The organism is Pontibacter sp. 13R65 (assembly GCF_047525655.1).
In the GTDB taxonomy this organism is placed as follows: domain Bacteria; phylum Bacteroidota; class Bacteroidia; order Cytophagales; family Hymenobacteraceae; genus Pontibacter.
Map to the genome: position 1 here is coordinate 1 of NZ_JBLIQL010000034.1, position 21,969 is coordinate 21,969.

Consider the following 21,969-nt stretch of genomic DNA (forward strand, 5'->3'; position numbering starts at 1 on the left):
TATGATAAAGTGCATAAGGCTAAGGAGTTAGGTGAAACATCGGACAATATTTCTACCTAATCCTTAGCCTTTTTTGTTGCGCAAATGCCTGTCTTAAACCAAATTAATTCCCGAGTTCACGTTAGCATAATAATCAAATTCAATAAGCTTGATTGCTGCTGCCATAGTTTTTCTTAAAGGACCTGTCCAAACTAAGGTTTGCTTCAGCAACAGCACAAATTGCTGCAATCGATGCTCCTGTTAAGTTACCATTTTTCATTAGAGTTTAGCTGAAATCTAAAAATCATATTCAGTTTAACCTGCTAACAAAGACCAAAATTTCCGCTTTTCAGTTGAAAAGCGGATAATCTAGGCATAAAGACAAGCTTCGATCCTTCTATTATAGAAGGAGTCCGACTGTTTATGAAAAAAATAATTGCAATCGGTTGCAATTATTAAATTTTATTCCCAAGTTTAAGTCGAAATACAAACAAATGTTTGTTTCAGTGTCTGCTTGTATGAGAAACCTCTGTCCAGAAAATGAACATATCTCTGATCTGGTGCAACTACCGCATTCCAGGTTTTGCAAAATCAGCTTTTCAAGCTGTAATGACGGAAGCAAATAAAGCTTTAACTAAAATTGCCAACGTTGGCATAAATAAAATTACACGTTTAAAATCTCTGCCTTACACATGCCCGAAAGACCATTAAATACCTGTGCCATCTGCTGTACTGCCTCTTCGGAGTACCTCTTGCGGTGCTGCTCTCGCTTCTGCTGTCTCATTAATTCTCACAAAAACTCAAACATAAATACATATCTATGAAATGTGATTTTATACAAAAAAATAGAGCCATGAATAAAAGGGAAAGATGGCCAAAAGTCATGCAGGTAGCCTCCTTGCTGCTGACTCTTTTGATGGTAAGCTGGCAGGCCATGGCGCAGAATGGCGGCTTCAGCGTAACTGGCCGTGTAACCGATGAGAAAGGAGATGGCTTACCAGGTGTAACTGTCCTTCAAAAAGGAACAACTAATGCTGCGCCAACAGATGTTGATGGAAATTATTCTTTAAGCCTTCCGGACGGAACGGGTACGCTTGTGTTGTCTTTTGTGGGCTACCAGACGCAGGAAGTTGCGATAAATAATCGTACCACTATAAATGTTACGATGCAGTCTGATGCCAAGGCGCTGGATGAGGTAGTGGTTATTGGCTACGGCGTACAGCGGCAGGAAGCAGTAACCGGCTCGGTTGCCTCTATAAGCGGTGAAGCATTAAACGAAGTGCCATCAGCAAACATTTCACAAGCTCTGCAAGGGCGCTTACCAGGGGTGGAGTTTTCTCAATCGTCCTCTCAGCCAGGTGCTACCATGCAGATCCGTATTCGCGGTACACGCTCTATTACTGCCACCAATGATCCATTAGTAGTGTTAGACGGTATCCCTTTCCCCGGATCTATTGGCGATATTAATCCTATCGACATTCAGAGTGTAGATATCTTAAAGGATGCCTCGGCTACAGCTATTTATGGTTCCCGTGGTGCAAATGGTGTTATATTAGTCACGACCAAATCAGGTAAGGCAGGGCAAAAGCCACAGATCAGCTTCAATAGTTTTGTTGGCGCAAAAACCATCTTTTCCAAGTATCCGATGATGAATGGCGAAGAGTTTTACGCGCTGCGCCAGGCTGCCGGGCAGTATGCAGGGCAACTTGGAGAGGACGAGGCTGAAGGTGTTAATACTGATTGGCAGGAATTACTTTTTAAAACAGGTGTTATTACAAGCCAGGATCTGAGTGTTTCAGGTGGAACAGAAAAAGGACGTTACAGTTTCAGTGGAGGGTATTTTAAAGACCAGGGCGTAGTTCCTACACAGCAATATACCCGGTACTCTATGCGCGGAAGCCTTGATCAGGGTGTAGGTAAATATGTTCGTTTAGGCTTCACAACAAACAATAACTACAGTACTACAGAGGGTTCGAATATTGGTTTATATAATACGCTAAGTGGATCGCCAATTGCTAACCCGTATAACCCTGATGGCTCCCTAAAAAGAACTATTAGATTGCCTTTAGATGAGCAGTGGGTATTTGAACGAAACAGGATAGAAGAGTTAAGTGATCGTTGGTTAAATCAGACAAGGGCTCTTGCCTCCTACAACACGGTGTTTGGCGAGTTGGCAATTCCTGGCGTGGAAGGTCTTAAGTATCGAACCAACCTGGGTTTAAATTACCGCCAGAGCCAAACAGGTACTTTCACAGGAGAAGGCATCAATGCAGTTACTCCCACCACTCCTTCGAGCGGTACACTCAGCAATTCTGTAACTGCAGATTGGACAGTGGAAAACATTTTGACTTATGATCGCACTATTGCAGAGAAGCATCATATAAATTTAGTTGGCTTGTATTCTGCGTCACAGACTCAATACAATCGCTCGCATATTTCAGGACGGAACATTCCTTCAGACGCCTTTCAATTCTATAATCTAGGATTGGCTACTGATGAAATTGCCGTTAACCCGAATGAGCAGGATTACTGGCAAAGAGGTTTAATGTCTTGGATGGGACGTGCCATGTACTCATATGATGACCGCTACATGTTAAGTGCAACGGTACGTTCCGATGGTTCCTCTATTCTGGCTCCAGGCTACAAGTGGAATACATATCCTGCTGTTTCAGTAGGCTGGAATATTGCCAGAGAGACATTTATGCAGGATGTTGCCCTTGTTAATATGTTAAAGCTGCGTGCAGGTTATGGTCAAACCTCTAACCAGGCAGTTCTTCCTTATTCAACCCTTGGTCGCTTAGCTACCAGACCCTATAATTTTGGTCCTTCAGACTATCAAACTGGATTATGGGTAAACCAATTGCCTAACCCCAATTTAGGATGGGAGTTCTCTAAAACATGGAATTATGGATTGGACTTCGCCATCTTAAACCACCGCTTGTCAGGTACGATAGAGTATTATGTAACGAATACTGAAAACCTTCTGCTAGGCCTTCCTCTCCCGAGAACATCCGGTGCAGATAGCTACACAGCAAATATTGGTGCAACTCAAAACAAAGGTGTAGAGCTCTCTCTTAACGGCGTAATCTTAGAAAACAAAAACGGCTTTACATGGGAGGCAGGCATTAACATGTATGCCAACCGCAACAAAATAGTATCATTAGCAGGAGAGCAAGATAGAGATGAGAACAACTGGTGGTTTGTTGGGCAACCCATTAACGTGATCTATGACTATGAGAAAATAGGGCTCTGGCAAGAGGGGGATCCTCACCGAGATATTCTGGAACCAGGTGGAAACGTGGGGATGATAAAAGTACGATATACCGGCGACTATACTGCCGATGGCACACCTACAAGACCAATTGGACCATTAGACCGACAAATTCTGGATGTAACTCCAAATTTCCAGGGTGGGTTTAACACACGAGTGGCTTACAAAGGCTTCGATCTGTCAGCAGTGGGAGCCTTCCAGAATGGAGGTATTCTTATCAGCACACTCTACGGATCATCAGGCTACCTGAATATGCTGAACGGGCGACGTGGAAACGTAAAAGTAGACTACTGGACACCTGAAAACACAGATGCTAAATATCCACGACCTGGTGGCGCAACCAGCGGCGACAATCCGAGATATGCCAGCACCTTGAGCTACTTCGATGCGTCTTATCTCAAAATCCGCACTATTACACTGGGCTACAACTTTAACCAAAGCAACTGGTTCAAAGCAGCAGGATTCAGTAATCTACGGGTGTATGTTACGGCACAAAACCCATTCGTTTTGTTCTCCCCTTATAATAGAGAATCAGGTATGGACCCGGAAACCAACTCCTATGCCGACCAGAACGTGGCTGTAACCACTGGCACTCCAAATCGATTATTAACGATTGGTACGAACGCACCTGCCACACGCAACTACATTTTTGGCTTAAACGTGACATTCTAAAGAAGATAATAAATGAAACGCATTCATAGAAGATTTTTTATTGGGGCAACCTTACTATTATCAATGTCCCTGGCCTCTTGCGAGGATATTCTGGATGAACAGCCCCGCAGCAATTTTGATCCTAGCTTTTTCCAGACAGAGAAGGGACTTAACGGCGGCTTAACGTCGATGTATGCCCACTTGCGTTGGATATATGGCGATGCTTACTATTATAACACTGGACTTACGGGTACCGATGAAGTAACGTATGGCAGAGATGCAGACGAGAACTTCCTGGTAATGGACCTCTCGGGAAGAGGAGTTATAAATGCTAATAACAGCCGGGCCGATAGGTTATGGGAAAATGCATTTCCCAACATTAACACGGCCAGCGGTATCATTGAAAATGCTGCTGCAGTAAGCACTATTTCGCCGGCACTCATTGCCGAAGCGCGCTTCTTCCGTGCATTCGATTACTTTTTGCTGGTGCAAACGTTTGGCGGAGTGCCTTTGGATCTGGGTTCAGGAGAACTAATGTTTAACAGGAACCCGATAAGGACTTCTGTGCGTAACACAGTGCCGGAAGTCTATACAAAAGCTATATTTCCTGATTTATTAACTGCCATTAACGATTTGCCGGTAACAGGCCGGGTAATTGGCGGTGCAACTAAAACATTGGCACGGCTATATTTAGCAAAGGCCTACCTAACCTACGGCTGGTGGCTAGAGAACCCAAACAATATTCCCACTTATCCGGAGGCACAGCGTGTTGATCCGGATGGACATAATGCCCAGTGGTATTTTCAACAGGCTTATGATGTGGCAACCACAGCTATAGAAAGCCCGGGTCCTTTCGGCCTGATGGAAACCTTCTATGATGTTAATCTGGCGCAAAACGATCGAAACAAAGAGATGTTATTGTATGCCGACCATACTGAAACAAGCGAGTTATACAATGGAGGTAGCCTTACCTGGGGAAATGGTGGTGCACCAGACAACTATGCTGGTTGGATGATGACATGGAACTACACAAATATCCGAAGTTCAACTACTCAAGACTGGTCCAGCCCTATTTCATCTGTTCAACGGGAAGCCGTGCAGGCATTAGGACGCCCCTGGACACGTATGGCTCCCACCATTGGCGCTATTACCAACACTTTTGCAGATAAAACAAACGATTCGCGCTACGATGGCACCTTTACAACTGTTTACCGGGGTAACTGGCCTAAAGCAGGTGTTGATGCGCCTGTTGTATTCAATGCAAACAGTTTAGAGGTTAGTCCGGGTGGAGCAATCCTAACTTTCTTGGATGAGGAACCTGCCACAGCTATTACATACCCTGCACCTGGCCAAGCAGGAAGAAGCAATGTGGGGGCAGGAGAACTGCCGGGTAGAGCCGATTTTGTAATATCACCACAAGGCATAAGCAGAATCGTATATCCTGGCCTTTGGAAGCTTGGTCCTTACCGTACCGATAATGGTAACGGATTAGGGCAACCTAATGCTGGCAGCACCCGGCCTTTTCATATTGCCAAATTCTCGGAGCTTTACTTTATTGCCGCTGAAGCAGCTGTAAAGGGCGCTGCCCCAAAAGCAGGCCAAGACGCCCGGGAACTTATAAACGTTATCCGTGCACGTGCCGGCAAATGGCGCTGGGACAATAATGGCAATGTTGCCAAAGTACAGGACAACAGCGCAGCCATGGTAGCGGCAACGCCTGCCACTATAGATTTAAACTTTATTTTGGCAGAGCGCTCACGCGAATACTTTGGGGAGGGGTACCGATGGTATGATCTGGTGCGTACTCAAAAATGGAATGAACTTGCTTCTACATACAGCATTGGCGGTGACAAGTATGGAGATCATACGCCTCAAACTGTAGTGCGTACTATTCAGCCACATCATTACCTGCGACCAATCCCGCAAGCACAGCTAGATCGTATGGATGTAACTCCAGCAGAAAAAGCTGCCTATCAGAATCCTGGGTATAACTAATGGTTAAAGTTATGCTGTAGCAGATTGGTTGCTCCTAGAGAGCCTCTGGTTTGCTACAGCATCATCTTTACGGGCCAGCAAAGTAAGTTTCATCCAAATAAGATCTATTTTGCCTCAGTTTAAAAATTATGTTAAATAAATTTTGCAGAGCAGGATGGGCTAGTTATTACTGAGCTTTACTTTTTAGAAGGGGAGAGAACAGTGAAAGCCTCTACCAACCTTACTTCCTTCTTTGTTGCTGGTAAAGTAAACCCTAGACCGGGAATTTGAATTTTGCCTCTGGAAGGCCAATTTCATTAGAATAATTTTTTTGTAGGAAATTCAGTTACTGGCTTGCTGCCTATTGAACCATAACCTGAAAGTCTTAGCCCTCAGAACCTGGAGCAGAGATAAACAAACTTGATTAAGATTTTTAACCTATCAGATGCAAGTAAAATTGAATAGCTTGTATCGAACAAAAATATAAATAAAACGATGCCCTTATTACAAAGCTGGAGGTGGTACGGCCCCAACGACCGTGTAACCTTACAAGATATAAAACAGGCAGGAGCCACTGCTATTGTAAGTGCCTTGCACCATATGCCGCACGGCGAAGTCTGGCCCCTGGAGGAAACTCAGGAGCGAAAACGAATAATAGAAGAGGCAGGCCTGAGCTGGGCTGTGGTGGAGAGCGTGCCGGTGCACGAAGCCATTAAAACACGAAGTGCCGACTGCGAAAAATACCTTGAGAATTACCGGCAGTCGTTGCGAAACATTGCCGCCTGTGGCATCCGTACCGTCTGCTACAATTTTATGCCCGTGCTCGACTGGACCCGCACCAACCTGGCCTACACGCTGGCGAACGGAGCTAAGGCCCTATACTTCGACTGGACCGACCTGGCCGTTTTCGACCTTTTTATTATGAAAAGAGCAGGCGCTGAAAAAGACTACGCTGCCTCTGTTTTAGAAAAAGCAACAAAAAGAGTAGAAACTTACCCGGCCTCGTATCTGCAGCAATTGGCAGATATTATCCTGATGGGCGTGCCGACAGAAGGCAGCATTACCTTGGAGCAGCTTACGCACAGCATCGGCATTTACAAAGAAATTGGGCATGAGGGCCTTCGCGAAAACCTGGCGTATTTCCTGGAGAGCATAATGGAGGTATGTGAAGAAACAGGCATCAACATGACCATTCACCCGGACGACCCACCTTACCCGATACTGGGTTTACCCCGCATTGCCAGTTCCAAAGAAGACTTGCTTTATATTTTGGAGCGGGTAGATCGCCGACCAAATGGTATTTGTTTCTGCACAGGTTCATTAGGAGCAGGGAGTCATAATAATCCAGTCGAAATACTGAAAGCAGTTGGCCATAGGGTCTACTTTGCCCACCTGCGCAATGTGCTGAAAGACGAGGAGGGTAACTTCTATGAGTCGGATCACCTGGCTGGTGATGTGGACATGTATGGGGTGATGCGGGAATTGGTGTCCATAAACCGCGATAGGCAAAATCCCATTCCTTTCCGGCCGGACCACGGCCACCAAATGCTCGACGACCTGCACAAAGTTACAAACCCGGGTTACTCAGCCATTGGCCGGCTACGAGGGCTGGCGGAACTACGCGGCCTGGAAATGGGCATAGAGAAATCACTTTACTAGCGTTTGAAAGTAATAAAAGTCAGTCAGACCCTTGGAAAAATTTTGATCAAAATCCTGCTGGAGTTTATTTTCATTAGAATAATCAGGAACGAGAGGAAAGATTTATTGAAAGCCTTTGTGGAAAATGTTCCATCGGCTGGTTCACAAACATTTATAAAGCATGAAGTTTTTATCTGAATTGAAACGTATGCCAATGGCCAAAGCAACAACAGGAGCTGCTCCGGCACAGCTGTGGTACCAGGCCGTGCTGTGGCTAATGCTTTTTTTACTGTTCCCGCAGGCATCTGAAGCAAGCGTTGGGCAGAAACCTTACATCTCGAACCAGAAGGTAACCGGCAGCTTTACGCTAGCTACTAACGGTAAGCCAGCGCCACTGTATGTGAGCCACCAGGATTTTCCGGGGGTACAAAGGGTGGCAAAGCACCTGCAGGCCGACCTGCAGCGCGTCACGCAAACAGAGCCCAGCCTTAGAGTCAGCAACTCTCTCACCTCCAAAGAAAAAGAAGTAGTGCTGATCGGCACATTAGGTAAAAGTCCGCTTATAGATAAGCTGGTGAAGCAAAAGAAGCTGAATGTAGACGGAGTTGCCGGCAAACGGGAAACATTTTTGATACAAACGGTGGAGAAGCCGATGAAAGGTGTAGACAGAGCCTTGGTAATAATAGGGAGCGACAAGCGCGGCACCATCTATGGCATGTACGACCTATCTACTCAAATCGGAGTATCACCTTGGTACTATTGGGCCGATGTGCCGGTGCGCCAGCAGCAGAACCTCTTCGTGCTGCCTGGTCGCCACACCGAGGGGGAGCCTGTGGTGGAGTATAGGGGCATTTTTATAAACGATGAGGCGCCTGCGCTCAGTGGCTGGTCGAAAGAGCAATTCGGCGGCTTCAACCATAAGTTCTACGACAAAGTGTTTGAGTTGCTGCTGCGCATGAAAGGCAATTACCTGTGGCCAGCCATGTGGGGCAGCGCCTTCAGCGACGATGATCCGCTTAATGCTCCGCTGGCCGATGAATATGGCGTTGTAATCGGAACCTCGCACCATGAGCCGCTTATGCGTGCCCACGACGAGTGGCGCCGCTATGGCTCCGGCCCCTGGAACTACGATACAAACAAAGCCGAGCTACAGGAATTCTGGCGCAAGGGCATCGAGCGCATGGGAACCAAAGAGAGTATTATCTCAGTGGGGATGCGCGGCGATGGCGACGAGCCCATGAGCGAAGAAAGCAATATTGCACTCCTCGAAAAAATAGTGGAAGACCAACGCAAAATTATTGCGGACGTTACTGGTAAACCTGCCTCTGAAACACCGCAGCTATGGGCACTGTACAAAGAAGTGCAGGAGTACTACGACAAAGGCATGCGCGTACCCGACGATGTCACGCTGCTGCTATGTGATGACAACTGGGGCAATATCCGCAAATTGCCGAAACCAAATGAGAAGCCGCACCCCGGTGGCTACGGCATCTACTACCACTACGATTATGTAGGCGGTCCGCGTAACTACAAATGGCTCAACACGAACCCTATCCCAAGGGTGTGGGAGCAGATGCACCTGGCCTACCGCCACGGTGCCACCAAAATCTGGATCGTGAACGTAGGCGATATCAAGCCGATGGAGTTCCCGACAGAGTTCTTCCTCGACTACGCCTGGAACCCTGAAAAATGGCCTGTAGAGAGGCTGCAGGAGTACACCCAGCTGTGGGCAGCGCGGGAATTTGGAACAGAGCATGCGGCTGCTATTGCCGGGTTTGTGAGCAGGTACACCAAATACAATAGCCGCCGCAAGCCGGAGCTTTTGGCTCCAGACACCTACAGCCTGGTAAACTACCGCGAAGCAGCGCGTGTAGTAGGGGAGTATAACCAATTGGCAGAGGAGGCGGAGAAACTGTACAATGTACTTCCGGCTGCTGTCAAAGACGCCTACTACCAACTGGTGTTGCACCCCATTAAAGCCTGCGCTAACCTCAACGAGCTCCACGTTACAACAGGCCTGAACCGGCTCTACGCCAAACAGGGTAGGGCTACTGCCAACACCATGGCTGCCAAAGTAAAAGCACTTTTTGAGAAGGATCAGGAGCTGAGCAGGTATTATAACAAAACTATGGCTGGCGGCAAATGGAACCACATGATGGATCAGACCCACATTAGCTACACCTATTGGCAGCAACCCGAAAAAGATGTGTTGCCGGAGCTCAAAGAGGTAAAGCTTCCTGCGGCAGCTGCTATGGGCGTGGCAGTAGAAGGCTCCGAAGCCTGGTGGCCGGAGGCAAAGCAGGAGGCTGTGCTGCCAACAATCGTCCCATTCCAGCAGAAGTCTTACTATATTGATGTCTTTAACAGAGGGACTACCCCATTCGATTTTACGGTACAGACAGGAGCACCTTGGCTAACCGTATCGGCTACGAAAGGCAAAGTAGAGCAGGAGCAGCGGCTCTTGCTGCACGTTAACTGGCAGCAGGCACCAAAAGGACAGCACCGTGTTCCTATCACCATTAGCGGGCCAAAAGAAAGTAAGGTGGTAGTGCAGGCGGAGGTGAACAACTCCATGGACAAACCACTTCAGGAGAACACCTTTGTAGAAGAAAACGGCTTTATTGCCATAGAAGCGGAGCACTACACCCGTGCACAGGAAACAGAAAAGGTTAAATGGCAGCTACTGCCAGACCTGGGCCGAACAGGTTCGGCTATGACGGCTTTTCCTGTAACAGCACCGGCACAGAAACCTGCCGACAACAGCCCATGCCTGGAGTACCGCATACACCTGCAGCAACCCGCTGAGGTAGTTGTGCATGCTTACCTCAGCCCCACGCTTAATTTCAACGACACGCAAGGTTTACGCTATGCTGTTTCTATAGATGATGAAACGCCTCAAATTGTGAACATACACCAAGGCGAGAACGAAAAGCTATGGGAGCAATGGGTGGCCAACAACATCAACATTAAAACAACAAAACACCACGTGAAAACACCGGGCGAGCACGTTCTAAAATTTTGGATGGTAGACCCTGCGGTGGTGCTGCAACGCCTGGTAATTGATACAGGGGGGCTGAAGCCTTCATACCTAGGGCCACCTGAAAGCTACCGGCAAGCTAATGAAGTTGCCAATTAAAGTTGTGCCCCATTGAAGATGGAAGCACATTCTGCTTATTGCTAAAGGCTGTTTCAACAAGATGAAATACTTTCTGATTTAAACATGGCATAACCATGGATATTAATTTAATTATGTTCGTTAGAACCCACTTGATAAAGTTAATTTATACTCTGTTACTCCTGCTGCCCTTGAATGTATTGGGGCAGGTGAGGCTGCCTAAACTGGTGTCGGATGGCATGGTGCTGCAGCGAGATGCATCCCTAGAGATTTGGGGATGGGCCTCAGCAAAAGAAAAAGTGACGGTGAAGTTTTTAGGGAAAAACTACCAGGCAGTAGCCGATGAATCAGGAAACTGGGAAGTAAAATTACCCTCTCTAAAAGCCGGGGGGCCTTATACCATGACCATCAGCGGCAGCAATTCCATTACGCTGCAGGATATTCTGATAGGCGATGTGTGGGTGTGCTCTGGTCAGTCGAACATGGAGTTGCCCATGCGAAGAGTGAAGCCTCTGTATGAGAAGGAAATAGAACAAGCAACTAACGCCAACATCCGCTACTTTGATGTACCGCAAAAGTATAATTTTGAACAGCCCCAGACCGATTTGGAGGGCGGACGCTGGCAGAAAACTACACCTGAAAATGTGATGCATTTTTCTGCGGTAGCTTATTTTTTCGCGCAGGAGCTTTACAACAAATACAAGGTGCCGGTCGGGCTGTTGCATGCTGCGCTGGGAGGATCACCGGTAGAATCCTGGATAAGTGAAGAAGCGCTAAAGCCTTTCCCGAAGCATTACCAGGAAGTGCAGCGCTTTAAAGATGCAGCCCTTATAGCCGAGATAGAGGCCCGTGACAACGCCAGGTCGCAGGCCTGGTACCAGGCCTTGGCACAAAACGATAAAGGCAACCAAGGGCCAAAAAAGTGGCACGACCCCGACCTGCCAACTTCTAATTGGAGCACCATGCAGGTTCCTGGTTACTGGGCCGACACCAAAACTGGACCGGTAAACGGCATCGTCTGGTTCCGGAAGGAAATTGAACTGTCAGCAGACGAGGCCGGTAAGAAAGCTACATTAAACATGGGACGGATAGTAGATGCAGACTCCGTTTTTGTAAACGGCAGGTTTGTGGGAAGCACTGGTTACCAGTACCCGCCACGGTGGTACACCATACCGGAGGGCATGCTGAAGGCGGGGAAGAATACTATTTCCGTCAAAATAATAAATGAAAGAGGAAGAGGCGGTTTTGTAAGCGATAAGCCTTATGAACTCACGGTAGGAGATAGAACCCTTCAACTAACAGGCGACTGGCAATACCAGGTAGCCGCTGAAAACCAAGCTCTGAAAGGCCCGACCTTTATCAGGTGGAAGCCGGCAGGTTTGTACAATGCCATGATTGCGCCCTTGGCGAAGTACAGCATAAAAGGCGCGATCTGGTACCAGGGCGAATCGAACGTTGGCAGGGCACAGGAGTACCAGGAGCTGTTTCCGGCCATGATAAAAGAGTGGAGAAGCCAATGGGGGCAAGGAGACCTTCCTTTTTTGTATGTGCAGCTGACTAACTATCTCGAACCAAAAAATACACCATCCGAAAGCGATTGGGCACAGTTGAGGGAGGCGCAACGCCAGACGCTTAGCGTACCAAATACGGGCATGGCAGTAGCCATAGACCTGGGCGAGTGGAACGATATTCATCCGCTCAACAAAAAAGATGTGGCTAAGCGGCTAGCCCTTGCCGCCCAAAGAGTAGCCTATGGCGACAACAAAGTGGTTTATACTGGGCCTACGCTAAAGAACATGCAGGTAAAAGGCAAAGAAATTATCTTAACGTTTAACCAGGCAGGAGCAGGCCTGGTAACGAAGGGAGGTGGTGAATTAAATCAATTTGCCATTGCCGGACCCGATAAGCGCTACGTGTGGGCCAACGCCCGGATAAAAGGGAACAAGGTCATTGTGTGGCACAAAGACATCACGAACCCCGTCTCAGTGCGGTATGCCTGGGCCGACAATCCGGAAGGAGCCAATTTGTACAACGCAGCAGGTTTGCCAGCTTCCCCTTTTCAGGCGGAATAAGGCACATTAGCTTGTTCTATTGTGGCTATTGCTTTTGAATTGATTATAGGGAATAGAGAAAACTATGAAGCTATATAAAAGTGTTAAACTGTTACTGCTGCTGGCAACCAGTAGTATAGCATGCCTGATAAGCCCTGTACCAGAGGTACAGGCGCAGGAGCAACAGCAATTTCAAAACCCTATTTTTCCAGGCTTTTATCCGGACCCTAGCATTTGTAAGGTGGGAGAGGATTATTACCTGGTGCATTCCACGTTCTCGTACTTTCCGGGAGTACCTATCTTCCATAGCAAAGACCTGGTGAACTGGACGCAGCTGGGCCACATTCTCGATCGATCTGAACAGTTGGATGTAGATGGGCTAGGCGTGTCGAGGGGAATATTTGCGCCTGCCATAGCACACCACAATGGCACGTTTTACATGGTTACCACGCTGGTCGACAAAGGCGGAAATTTTGTTGTTACGGCTACTGATCCGGCCGGTCCCTGGTCGGATCCGGTGTGGTTGCGCGATGTGAACGGCATAGACCCCTCGCTTTTCTTCGACAACGATGGGAAAGCCTACATCCTCTATAACAGCGATGCACCCGATAACAAACCACTCTACGACGGCCACCGCACCATCAGAATGTTTGAGTTCGATTACAAAAACCTGAAAACCGTGGGGCCGCAACACCTTCTCGTGAACGGAGGGGTAGACATCAGCAAAAAGCCTGTCTGGATAGAAGGGCCGCACATCTACAAAAAGGATGGCTACTATTACCTGATGGCAGCAGAAGGAGGTACCAGCGTGAACCACTCAGAAGTTATTCTGAGAAGCCAATCAGTAACAGGAAATTACGTGCCTTACCCTGGTAACCCCATCCTGACGCAGCGCCACCTGCCAGCCGACCGGCAGCACCCGGTTTCGGCTACCGGCCACGCTGACCTGGTAGAAACACAGAATGGCGAGTGGTGGGCCATTTTCCTGGCTACCCGGCCCTACGATATGCAGGACAGCTACAATACCGGGCGCGAGACCTTTCTGGCTCCGGTAAAGTGGCAGGACGGCTGGCCCATTATCAATCCCGATTTTGAAGAAGTTCAATATGCTTACCAGCGCCCGAACCTGCCAGCCTCCAAGGCACCTGCTTTTCCGCTTACAGGCAACATTATTTACAAAGAAGAATTTGAGGCTGCTTTGTTGCCAGCCAACTGGCTTATGCTCCGCACGCCGCGCAGCAACTGGTACAGCTTAAAAGAACCTGCCGGAAGCCTGACACTGCACCTTCGACCTGAGACGCTATCCGGAAAAAAGAACCCGTCGTTTCTTGCGCGGAGGCAGCAGCATATAATCGGAATTGCCAGCACTAAAATAGAATTTAAACCCACAGCAGCACAGGAGTTCGCCGGTATGGTGGCCTTTCAGGGAGAGGCAAACTATTATGCTTTAGGCAAAACCCTGGAGAACGGAAAAGAAGAGGTGCAACTGCTGAAAGCGGAAAAAGCAACCGGGGCAAACACCGAAGGAACCACCTCGGTCGTGGCCTCCAAAGCACTGAAGAATACTGAAAAGGGTAAGCCACTGTTCCTGAAGATATCCTTTAACGGCGGCAGGTACACCTTCTACTACGGTACAAAAGAAGGAAAATGGGAACTACTGCAAGACAATGTAGATGGCACCTACCTCAGCACCCGGGTAGCAGGAGGCTTTGTGGGAACTACGTTAGGCCTCTACGCTACCTCGCAAGGTAAACCGTCGGACAAAAAAGCCAGCTTCGACTGGTTTATATATGAAGGCAATGACAAAACATTTGAGAAGCACCCGCAAAACAAGCCACAGTAGGTGGTAAGCTATTTTTTGCCCTTGGTCACTTTAGACTTTAAATACCGGTAGAAGGCCATTTTCATTAGAAGAATTCACAGGCATGGATACAACATGGTCCGATATTAAAATGTAACATTAAAATCAAATAAACATGAATAGACACTCCACTTACAAGAAAGCGATTTTCCTAATGGCTTTCACCATCGTTTTTGCAGCCGGTTGCCAAAATAATACTTCCGAAAATCAGGCACAGGAAGCCGAGACGCAAGAGACAATTACCAGCACGAAAAAATACCTGTCGGAGCCGNTTCACCATCGTTTTTGCAGCCGGTTGCCAAAATAATACTTCCGAAAATCAGGCACAGGAAGCCGAGACGCAAGAGACAATTACCAGCACGAAAAAATACCTGTCGGAGCCGCTGGTGACCGATAACTTTACGGCCGATCCTTCTGCCCATGTGTTTGAAGGAAAGATTTATATTTACCCCTCACATGATATAGATGCCGGTGTGCCTGAAAAAGACGATGGTTCCCACTTCGATATGCGCGACTACCATGTTTATTCGATGGATAGTGTGGGAGGCCCTGTAACAGACCATGGCGTGGTGCTCGACATAAAAGACATACCCTGGGCCGGCCGCCAATTATGGGCTCCTGATGCGGCACATAAAAATGGGAAGTACTATCTGTACTTCCCGGTGAAAGACAAAGAAGATGTGTTCCGAATCGGTGTTGCGACCAGCAACTCTCCGGCCGGTCCTTTTAAACCGGAGCCAGAACCCATCGCCAACAGCTACAGCATAGACCCTGCCGTGTTTACCGACACTGATGGTACTTCTTATATGTATTTAGGAGGGATCTGGGGTGGTCAGTTGCAGCGCTGGAGCACCGGAACGTACCAGGCAGAAGACAAATATCCTGCAGACGATCAGCCTGCCTTAATGCCAAAAGTTGCCCGCATGAGTGCCGATATGCTCTCGTTTGAAGGCCCACTTAAGGATGTGCAGCTGCTGGATGAGAACGGCAAGCCCTTACTGAGCGGCGATAATGAAAGACGCTTTTTTGAGGCAGCCTGGGTGCATAAATACAACGGCAAATATTACTTCTCTTACTCCACCGGCGATACCCACAACATTGCCTACGCTATCGGCGACAGCCCTGTAGGACCGTTCACGTATAAAGGCGTTATCTTAAATCCGGTAGAAGGTTGGACCAACCACCATTCGGTGGTGGAGCACAATGGCAAATGGTACCTATTCTACCACGATACCCAACGCTCTGGCAAAACCCATCTTCGCAACATAAAAGTAACGGAGCTGCAGCACAACCCGGATGGTACCATCCAGACCATTACGGCTCAGACAGAAGGAGCTTAAGTTCTGATTTTAGGTGTTTTAAAAGTGAAGGTAAGGCCCTTAAAATGTTTGGATGCTGATACAAAAGTAAAAGCTATTTGATTTCATTTAGATTGCAACCAAATAGCTTTACAATAAAGAACCAAAGGATACAGGTTGGAGCACATCAGTGCAAAATCTGTATCCTTCGGTTCTTTTTGTACAGTGGTGGGAGGGGCTTATAATTAACTACATTTCATTCATAGCCTGGTAAATGGTAAATCGGGTTTTAAGCAATTAGTGGCTAATTGTATCATGTTTAAGCCATCTCATAGGCGGTTGAATGGCTTATGCACCTATAGGTATAAAGCTTTTTTAGCAAGGAGACCAATAAGCTACTTTTGCTAAATAGCCTGACTTAAAGGTGAAAATAAGTCCATCATCCTTATTCTTGAAATACAGAAAAATATCAGTTATACCATTGCCGTTGTCGTCAAACCGGTTTTTAATCGTATTCCCAAAGAAAATTATGAATTCATCTTTGGTAAGTTTGTGGGTGAATGTGAACTGACCGTAGTGTAAAGTCAAATCGCTATTTGGGCTGAATTCGATTGATTCTATATCATACCCATCACTTGCGTTCCCAATGAAAACAATATGGTCATAAGTCAACTGGTAGAACCTATTACCTTGCTCTGCCTCTGAGTGAAATCCACACTCATAGTTTGGCTCACTTACCTTCTTGGGCTTTCCAAAATTAGCGACTATTTCTCCTTTACCCGAGTTGAATTTTAACCCGTTTAATCGAACAAGTTTCCCATCAATCATGGATTCTTGGGCAAGGCAGGTCCCAGTTCCAATGAAGAGACTGAGAACGATACTTACTACTGTTTTTGAAGATTTTATGTAATTCGGGTGTACATACTTTTCCATATTTAAGAATTAATGGGAAGTTGTTCTACTTTTTTTATATGGTACAGGTGACTGCAATCGTGTAGCAGCATCAGCAATTCTTACTGCTACACGATTTCATTCATTAATTGTTAAACCAGTAATTTGGACCTAACAAAGCTTTAGACTATCATATAGAATAATGGAGTTAGAGCTAAACCAAGGAATATTAAGTAATCAATTCTGTCCGTACCCTTAGTTGCTAATGTTAAAGTTACCAGAAAAAGAAAGTAAACTATGGTGATTATGAAAGTTATGACTAATAAGGCTCCATTTGCTGCACCACAGGAGTTAGGATATGCAGATGCTCCTGAATTAAACCAATAGAAGAAACGCATCCACCACAGAGCATAGAGAATCAAAAAAATAGTTGATTTAATATGTCTTGCAAATAGTCCCATTATTCAGGCAAAAAGGTGTGATTCCTCAATAATTATCATTCTGTTGATGGTAATTCTTTTCATTCCGCTTTGCATGAAAGCCTTTTTAATCATTTACCAAATATTTGGCTTATCTGCATTATATCTGTGATTGCTACAAAGCAGGCTACTAGAGTCTGTTTTTAAAATTTTAACAGAAGTCTCTGTTTAAGGTATTAAAGCAATATAGTTAAATTTAATATTACTATTCTGATTTCTATAATGTTATTCCCTGCAGCTGCCCTTTATGAATAGAACAAGGCCTGCACCGGTAACATCCGGGCAGGCCTGTTTTAGAGGTAAGCTAATAAAAAGTTTGTGCTGTGTTATGAGAATGTAAGTGTGGGGGAATTACTTTTTAGCTGCTGCTTTCACCACTGCCTTAAAAGCAGGTTTGGGGTGGTACTCTCTGTCGAAGAGCATCGGGTAACTGGTGCGGCCTTTTATGGGCCAGTCGTTAAGCCAGGAATCGCGGTCGGTTACGCCCCAGAAGGTAACACGACTGATCTTGTCGCGGTGCTTCCGGAAGAGAGCGAAGATATCAGCATAACGTGCTGCCAACTCTTGCTCCACTTCTGCAGGCAAGCCTTCGGTGTAGAGGTTGTATTGCTGGTCGAAGTCGAACGTGGCGTCAATGTCGGCTCCCTGCCGGTTGCTCGGGTTAGGCAGCACATCAATGTCGAGTTCTGTTATAACTACCTTGGCACCGGTTTTTGAAAAAGCCACAATACTTTCTTCTATCTGGGCAATGGTCGGCGATTTTAATCCCCAGTGGCCCTGCATGCCAATAGCGGCTACTTTTATGCCTTTCTCCTGCAGGCTCTTCACCAATCGGATAGCACCCTCGCGTTTGGCTGGTTTCCACATGTTGTAATCATTGTAATAGAGTTCTGCGGACGGGTCTGCTTTTTTAGCAAACTCAAAGGCCTTGGCTACAAAATCATCGCCGATCAGCTGCTGCCATTTACTTTTTCGCATGGTGCCATCGTCGTTCAGCGCCTCGTTTACCACATCCCAGCCATGTATTTTGCCTTTGTAGCGACGGGCCACAGTGTAAATATGTTCCTGCATTCGCTGCAGCAGCAGCTCTCGGCTGGCAGGTTTATCGTTGCTGTCGGTAAAAACCCAGTCAGGTGTTTGCTGGTGCCAAACCAGGGTATGGCCAACTACAAACATTTTCTGTTTCTGCCCCAGCGCCACATAATCATCGGCAGGCTTAAGGTTATACTCCTTCGGACGAGGGTGCACCGACTCCCACTTCAGCAGGTTTTCAGGGCTGATGGTATTGTAGTGCCTGGCCAGTATGGCCTCCGCTTTCTTATCTCGCCCACTTACCTGGGCCAGGTTTAGAGCAGCTCCAATATGAAAGTCCTGCTTGTATAGATTCTTTAAGGCAGGTTCTCCTTTTTGGGTAGAACCGATCAGTGCCACTGCCATGACAGCGGTTAGCCAGATGTTGTTTCGTTTCCCTTTTATTCGCTTCATAAGCTGTTATTCTGCTGATTTATTTACTCACCGGTACATAGGTAGTAATAAGTTTTGAATAAAGTTTTGGCCTTCATCACTAGCTAACTATTTATAGTTGCATGTATTTAGATGCAGGATAGAAAAGAAGCTGCATGATCAGATCAACCAGAGAAAGTTTTAACTTTCCGGCCATCGGCAAAAAACAATCAACTAAATTATTCAAATAAAAATGCCCTTCAAGAGGCGTTAAGAGTTTGTTTGGCCTTAGGCTTACAAGTTAAAAACCAATGGAGTTACCTCCATCTATGGGCAGAATGGTGCCTGTCACGTATTTGGCAGCGTCTGTGGCGTAGAAAAACACGGCTTCGGCTACATCGGCTGGTGTGCCCAATTTGCCCATCGGAGTACGCGACATCACTTTGTTCTTTCTTTCCGGGTCGTTATCGAGGGCCTTAGCCGACATATCGGTAGCGATAAAACCGGGGGCAATGCAGTTAATCCGGATGCCCATCGGCGACAATTCTACCGCCATGGCACGGGTCATTCCCTCAATCGCCGACTTAGCAGCCGTGTAGGCAATTACCTTCGGAATGCCATATTGGGCAGCCATAGAGCTGATGTTTATAATGCAGCCTGACTGTTGGGGCAGCATCACTTTTACAATCTCCCGGCTAAGTGCGAAAACAGCGGTTACATTGGTCTGCATTACCTTCTGAAAGTCATCATCGGTAACTTCTACAAAAGGTTTTTTCATGTTGATGCCGGCGTTATTTACTAAAATGTCGATGCGGCCAAACTCAGCGGCAATTTCTTTTACCAAACCAGGAATTCCGTCGAGGTTACTCAGGTCGAAGGAGAAGCAGGTGCACATGTCGCCGAAAGCTTCTTTGGCTCTCCTGAGCTTTTCTTCATCCCTCCCGATAATGACAGTGTGGATATTATTCCGGACAAATTTTTCAACTATGGCGTATCCTAAGCCGGATCCACCTCCGGTAACCACGGCAATTTTAGCTTCTGTAGTAGGCTGCTTGTTCATAATGATATTTTTTGAATACTAAATACCGGGTACAAACTTTGGATCGAGCTGCATGTAGTGCTCCAAGGTTTGGGCCGGTTTTTCTAAATCGGATGGAATGGGTCTTTTGGAGAAGGTCTGGAAATATAGCAGGCAGGCATCGCGCCACCACTTTGCTTCCTCCTCCTGAATTTTTAAAAGCGATGCTACATGGGTAAAGCGTTCATCATCGAGGTGTTGCTCTAAGCCAGCCCAGGTTTTCTGCATTTGCCGCACCTGGTCTACACCCGTTGAGTAGCGGTAACAGAGTTCGTTCCAGAGTGTTTTACCTGATTTTACCTTGTAATCCCACTTTACATGGTGGAACCAGAGCAGGAACTCTTCGGGGCATGTTTTAGGGTTGCCGAATAGCTTCTGCACCGGTGGGTAATATTGGGCGATCGCATTGCTGCCGGTTTTGGTCCGGTCAAAGCCGATGCCCTGTTCATCGGCACGGTGGTAATACACAGAAGTCCAGTCGGCGCGGTGTTTGTCCTTTATCCAGGGGCCGGGACCGTAGTGGTGTGACCAGCCCATAATATGGTGCAGGCCAAGCGGAGTCATATAATTTACAACGGCTTCCCGGGAAGTTAGCATCATGTTCTGAACAGGAATGACAACGTTGGCATTGGAGTTAAAAGTCATTTTTATCCACTCAGCTGCTATGTCCTCAGAATGGAGTTGGTGGTTCCAGGCGAGGCGGCCAAAGGCATACCAGTTCGACTGACCAAATAAGTGGCCCGTCCAGTTCCGGTCGGTGCCAATGTTGGCTACACCGGCTATGCCGGTTAAAGTATGGTTGTCGAGGGTGCCATCTATTACCTTGGCTACCGTAGAGCCCTTGCCTTTGGCGTGCGTGTCGGCTAACAGGGTTTCGCGGAACATGGGCGCTAGGTAAGCCAGGTTAGTGCCTTGCCCCAGGTACTCCTGCGTAATCTGGAATTCCATCATTATAGGAGTTTTAGGCATAGCCCCGAACAAAGGATGAAAAGGTTCGCGCGGCTGAAAATCGATGGCGCCGTTTTTTACCTGCACCATCACATTTTTCCGGAACGTTCCATCCAGCGGCTTAAACCCTGAGTATGCCTGTTTAGCCCGGTCGTCTGGTTCTTTATCGTCGTACACGAAGGCGCGCCACATCACAATGCCTCCTTGAGGAGCCACGGCATCTGCCAGCATGTTGGCGCCATCGGCGTGGTTCCGGCCGTAGTTCTGCGGCCCAGGCTGTCCCTCAGAATTAGCCTTTACTAAAAAGCCACCAAAGTCAGGAATCAAACTGTAGATTTCTGCTGATTTTTCGTTCCACCAGCTCTGCACCGTTGGGTCGAGAGGGTCTGCGGTTTTCAGGCCACCAATTTCGATAGGTGCACTGAAGCGGGCTGTGAGGTATACTTTCAAACCATATGGCCTGAATGCATCGGCTAGTGCCTTTACCTTTACCAGATAGTCTCTGGTTAACACCAACGCATTGGCGTTGACGTTGGTCAGTACCGTTCCATTTATGCCGATGGAGGCGTTGGCCCTGGCATAATCGAGGTAACGCTGGTCGATGTAACCAGGTAGTTTGTGCCAGTCCCAAAGCGAAAAGCCCGCATAGCCGCGTTCTACGGTTCTGTCGAGGTTGTCCCAGTGGTTGAGCACGCGGTGCTGTATCTTGGGCGTACTGTTGATAGCGAGTTTTGTGATATCCTCAGCAGACTGCAATAACCTCAGAAAGCAAAACGTGCCGTAAAGCACGCCCATATCAGAATTGGCTGCTATCACCGTGGCAGGCCTACCTTGTAGCTGAGTTGTCAGGATCAGATAGCCTTCTGTTCCGATGGCTTTCAATTGGTCGGACAGCTGCAGCGATGCCACCAGGGGAGAGCTGGCAGGTGTGCCCAGTAGCAAGGTGCCAGCTTTAGAAGCCTGTTGCCCCACTGCTACCTCCTGGCTCAGCAATCCTTTCAGGCCCATGGCTATTTCTTTACGGACAATGGCTAGGGTAGGGGAGTTGCCTTCTACCACTACCTCCGAAACTAACTGCCGGTACTGTTGCAGCCTTGTTTTTTCCTGTACCTGGTCGTAGCGTAGCCATAGCCTGTAGCCATCCTCTGCCTGTAGTGGCTGACTAAGGCAGAGCGCCAGCAACAGGAGCAATGTAAGCAAAGAAGTTTTCTGAGTCATAAGCGTGTATATAAGACGAAAAACGAGTGGCTAGTTGGGCTAAAGGCGATATTGGCTGCTACACATGCGCTGTA

Annotated in this window: 11 protein-coding genes; 7 read left to right on the forward strand and 4 right to left on the reverse strand. The window is 47.4% G+C overall.

Going from position 1 to position 21,969, the window contains the following annotated elements; genetic code table 11:
- The first annotated feature begins 832 nt into the window (after nt 1–832).
- From ACMA1I_RS22015 to ACMA1I_RS22045, 7 genes are all read left to right on the forward strand, one after another.
- Nucleotides 833–3,922, forward strand: a complete 3,090-nt coding sequence (locus ACMA1I_RS22015; RefSeq protein ID WP_337070649.1) for a TonB-dependent receptor — start codon at nt 833–835, stop codon at nt 3,920–3,922.
- A 63-nt stretch (nt 3,923–3,985) separates the two neighbouring features.
- A complete protein-coding gene (locus ACMA1I_RS22020) occupies nt 3,986–5,896 on the forward strand; it encodes a RagB/SusD family nutrient uptake outer membrane protein (RefSeq protein WP_337070650.1) in 1,911 nt (636 codons plus the stop codon).
- Nucleotides 5,897–6,370: 474 nt separating this feature from the next.
- A complete protein-coding gene (uxuA, locus tag ACMA1I_RS22025; protein ID WP_337070651.1) occupies nt 6,371–7,534 on the forward strand; it encodes a mannonate dehydratase in 1,164 nt (387 codons plus the stop codon).
- Between the two features lie 160 nt (nt 7,535–7,694).
- Nucleotides 7,695–10,649: a glycosyl hydrolase 115 family protein gene (locus ACMA1I_RS22030; protein ID WP_337070652.1), complete on the forward strand. Its 2,955-nt coding sequence runs from the start codon at nt 7,695–7,697 to the stop codon at nt 10,647–10,649.
- Between the two features lie 95 nt (nt 10,650–10,744).
- Nucleotides 10,745–12,700 carry a sialate O-acetylesterase gene (locus ACMA1I_RS22035; RefSeq protein WP_337070653.1) on the forward strand — a complete coding sequence of 652 codons (1,956 nt, stop codon included), beginning with the start codon at nt 10,745–10,747 and terminating at the stop codon, nt 12,698–12,700.
- 64 nt (nt 12,701–12,764) lie between these two features.
- Complete coding sequence (locus ACMA1I_RS22040) at nt 12,765–14,522, forward strand: glycoside hydrolase family 43 protein (protein ID WP_337070654.1); 1,758 nt, start codon at nt 12,765–12,767, stop codon at nt 14,520–14,522.
- Nucleotides 14,523–14,890: 368 nt separating this feature from the next.
- Entirely contained in the window at nt 14,891–15,880 is a 990-nt protein-coding gene (locus tag ACMA1I_RS22045; protein WP_337070670.1) for a glycoside hydrolase family 43 protein, read from the forward strand.
- 333 nt (nt 15,881–16,213) lie between these two features.
- On the opposite strand, the gene ACMA1I_RS22050 is transcribed toward ACMA1I_RS22045, so the two are convergent.
- The 4 genes from ACMA1I_RS22050 to ACMA1I_RS22065 form a co-directional block, all read right to left on the reverse strand.
- Entirely contained in the window at nt 16,214–16,771 is a 558-nt protein-coding gene (locus tag ACMA1I_RS22050; RefSeq protein ID WP_337070655.1) for a hypothetical protein, read from the reverse strand.
- Nucleotides 16,772–17,559: 788 nt separating this feature from the next.
- Entirely contained in the window at nt 17,560–18,693 is a 1,134-nt protein-coding gene (locus ACMA1I_RS22055) for an endo-1,4-beta-xylanase (RefSeq protein WP_337070656.1), read from the reverse strand.
- A 259-nt stretch (nt 18,694–18,952) separates the two neighbouring features.
- A complete protein-coding gene (locus ACMA1I_RS22060) occupies nt 18,953–19,711 on the reverse strand; it encodes an SDR family oxidoreductase (protein WP_337070657.1) in 759 nt (252 codons plus the stop codon).
- Nucleotides 19,712–19,729: 18 nt separating this feature from the next.
- Entirely contained in the window at nt 19,730–21,895 is a 2,166-nt protein-coding gene (locus ACMA1I_RS22065; RefSeq protein ID WP_337070658.1) for an alpha-glucuronidase family glycosyl hydrolase, read from the reverse strand.
- Nucleotides 21,896–21,969 lie beyond the last annotated feature (74 nt).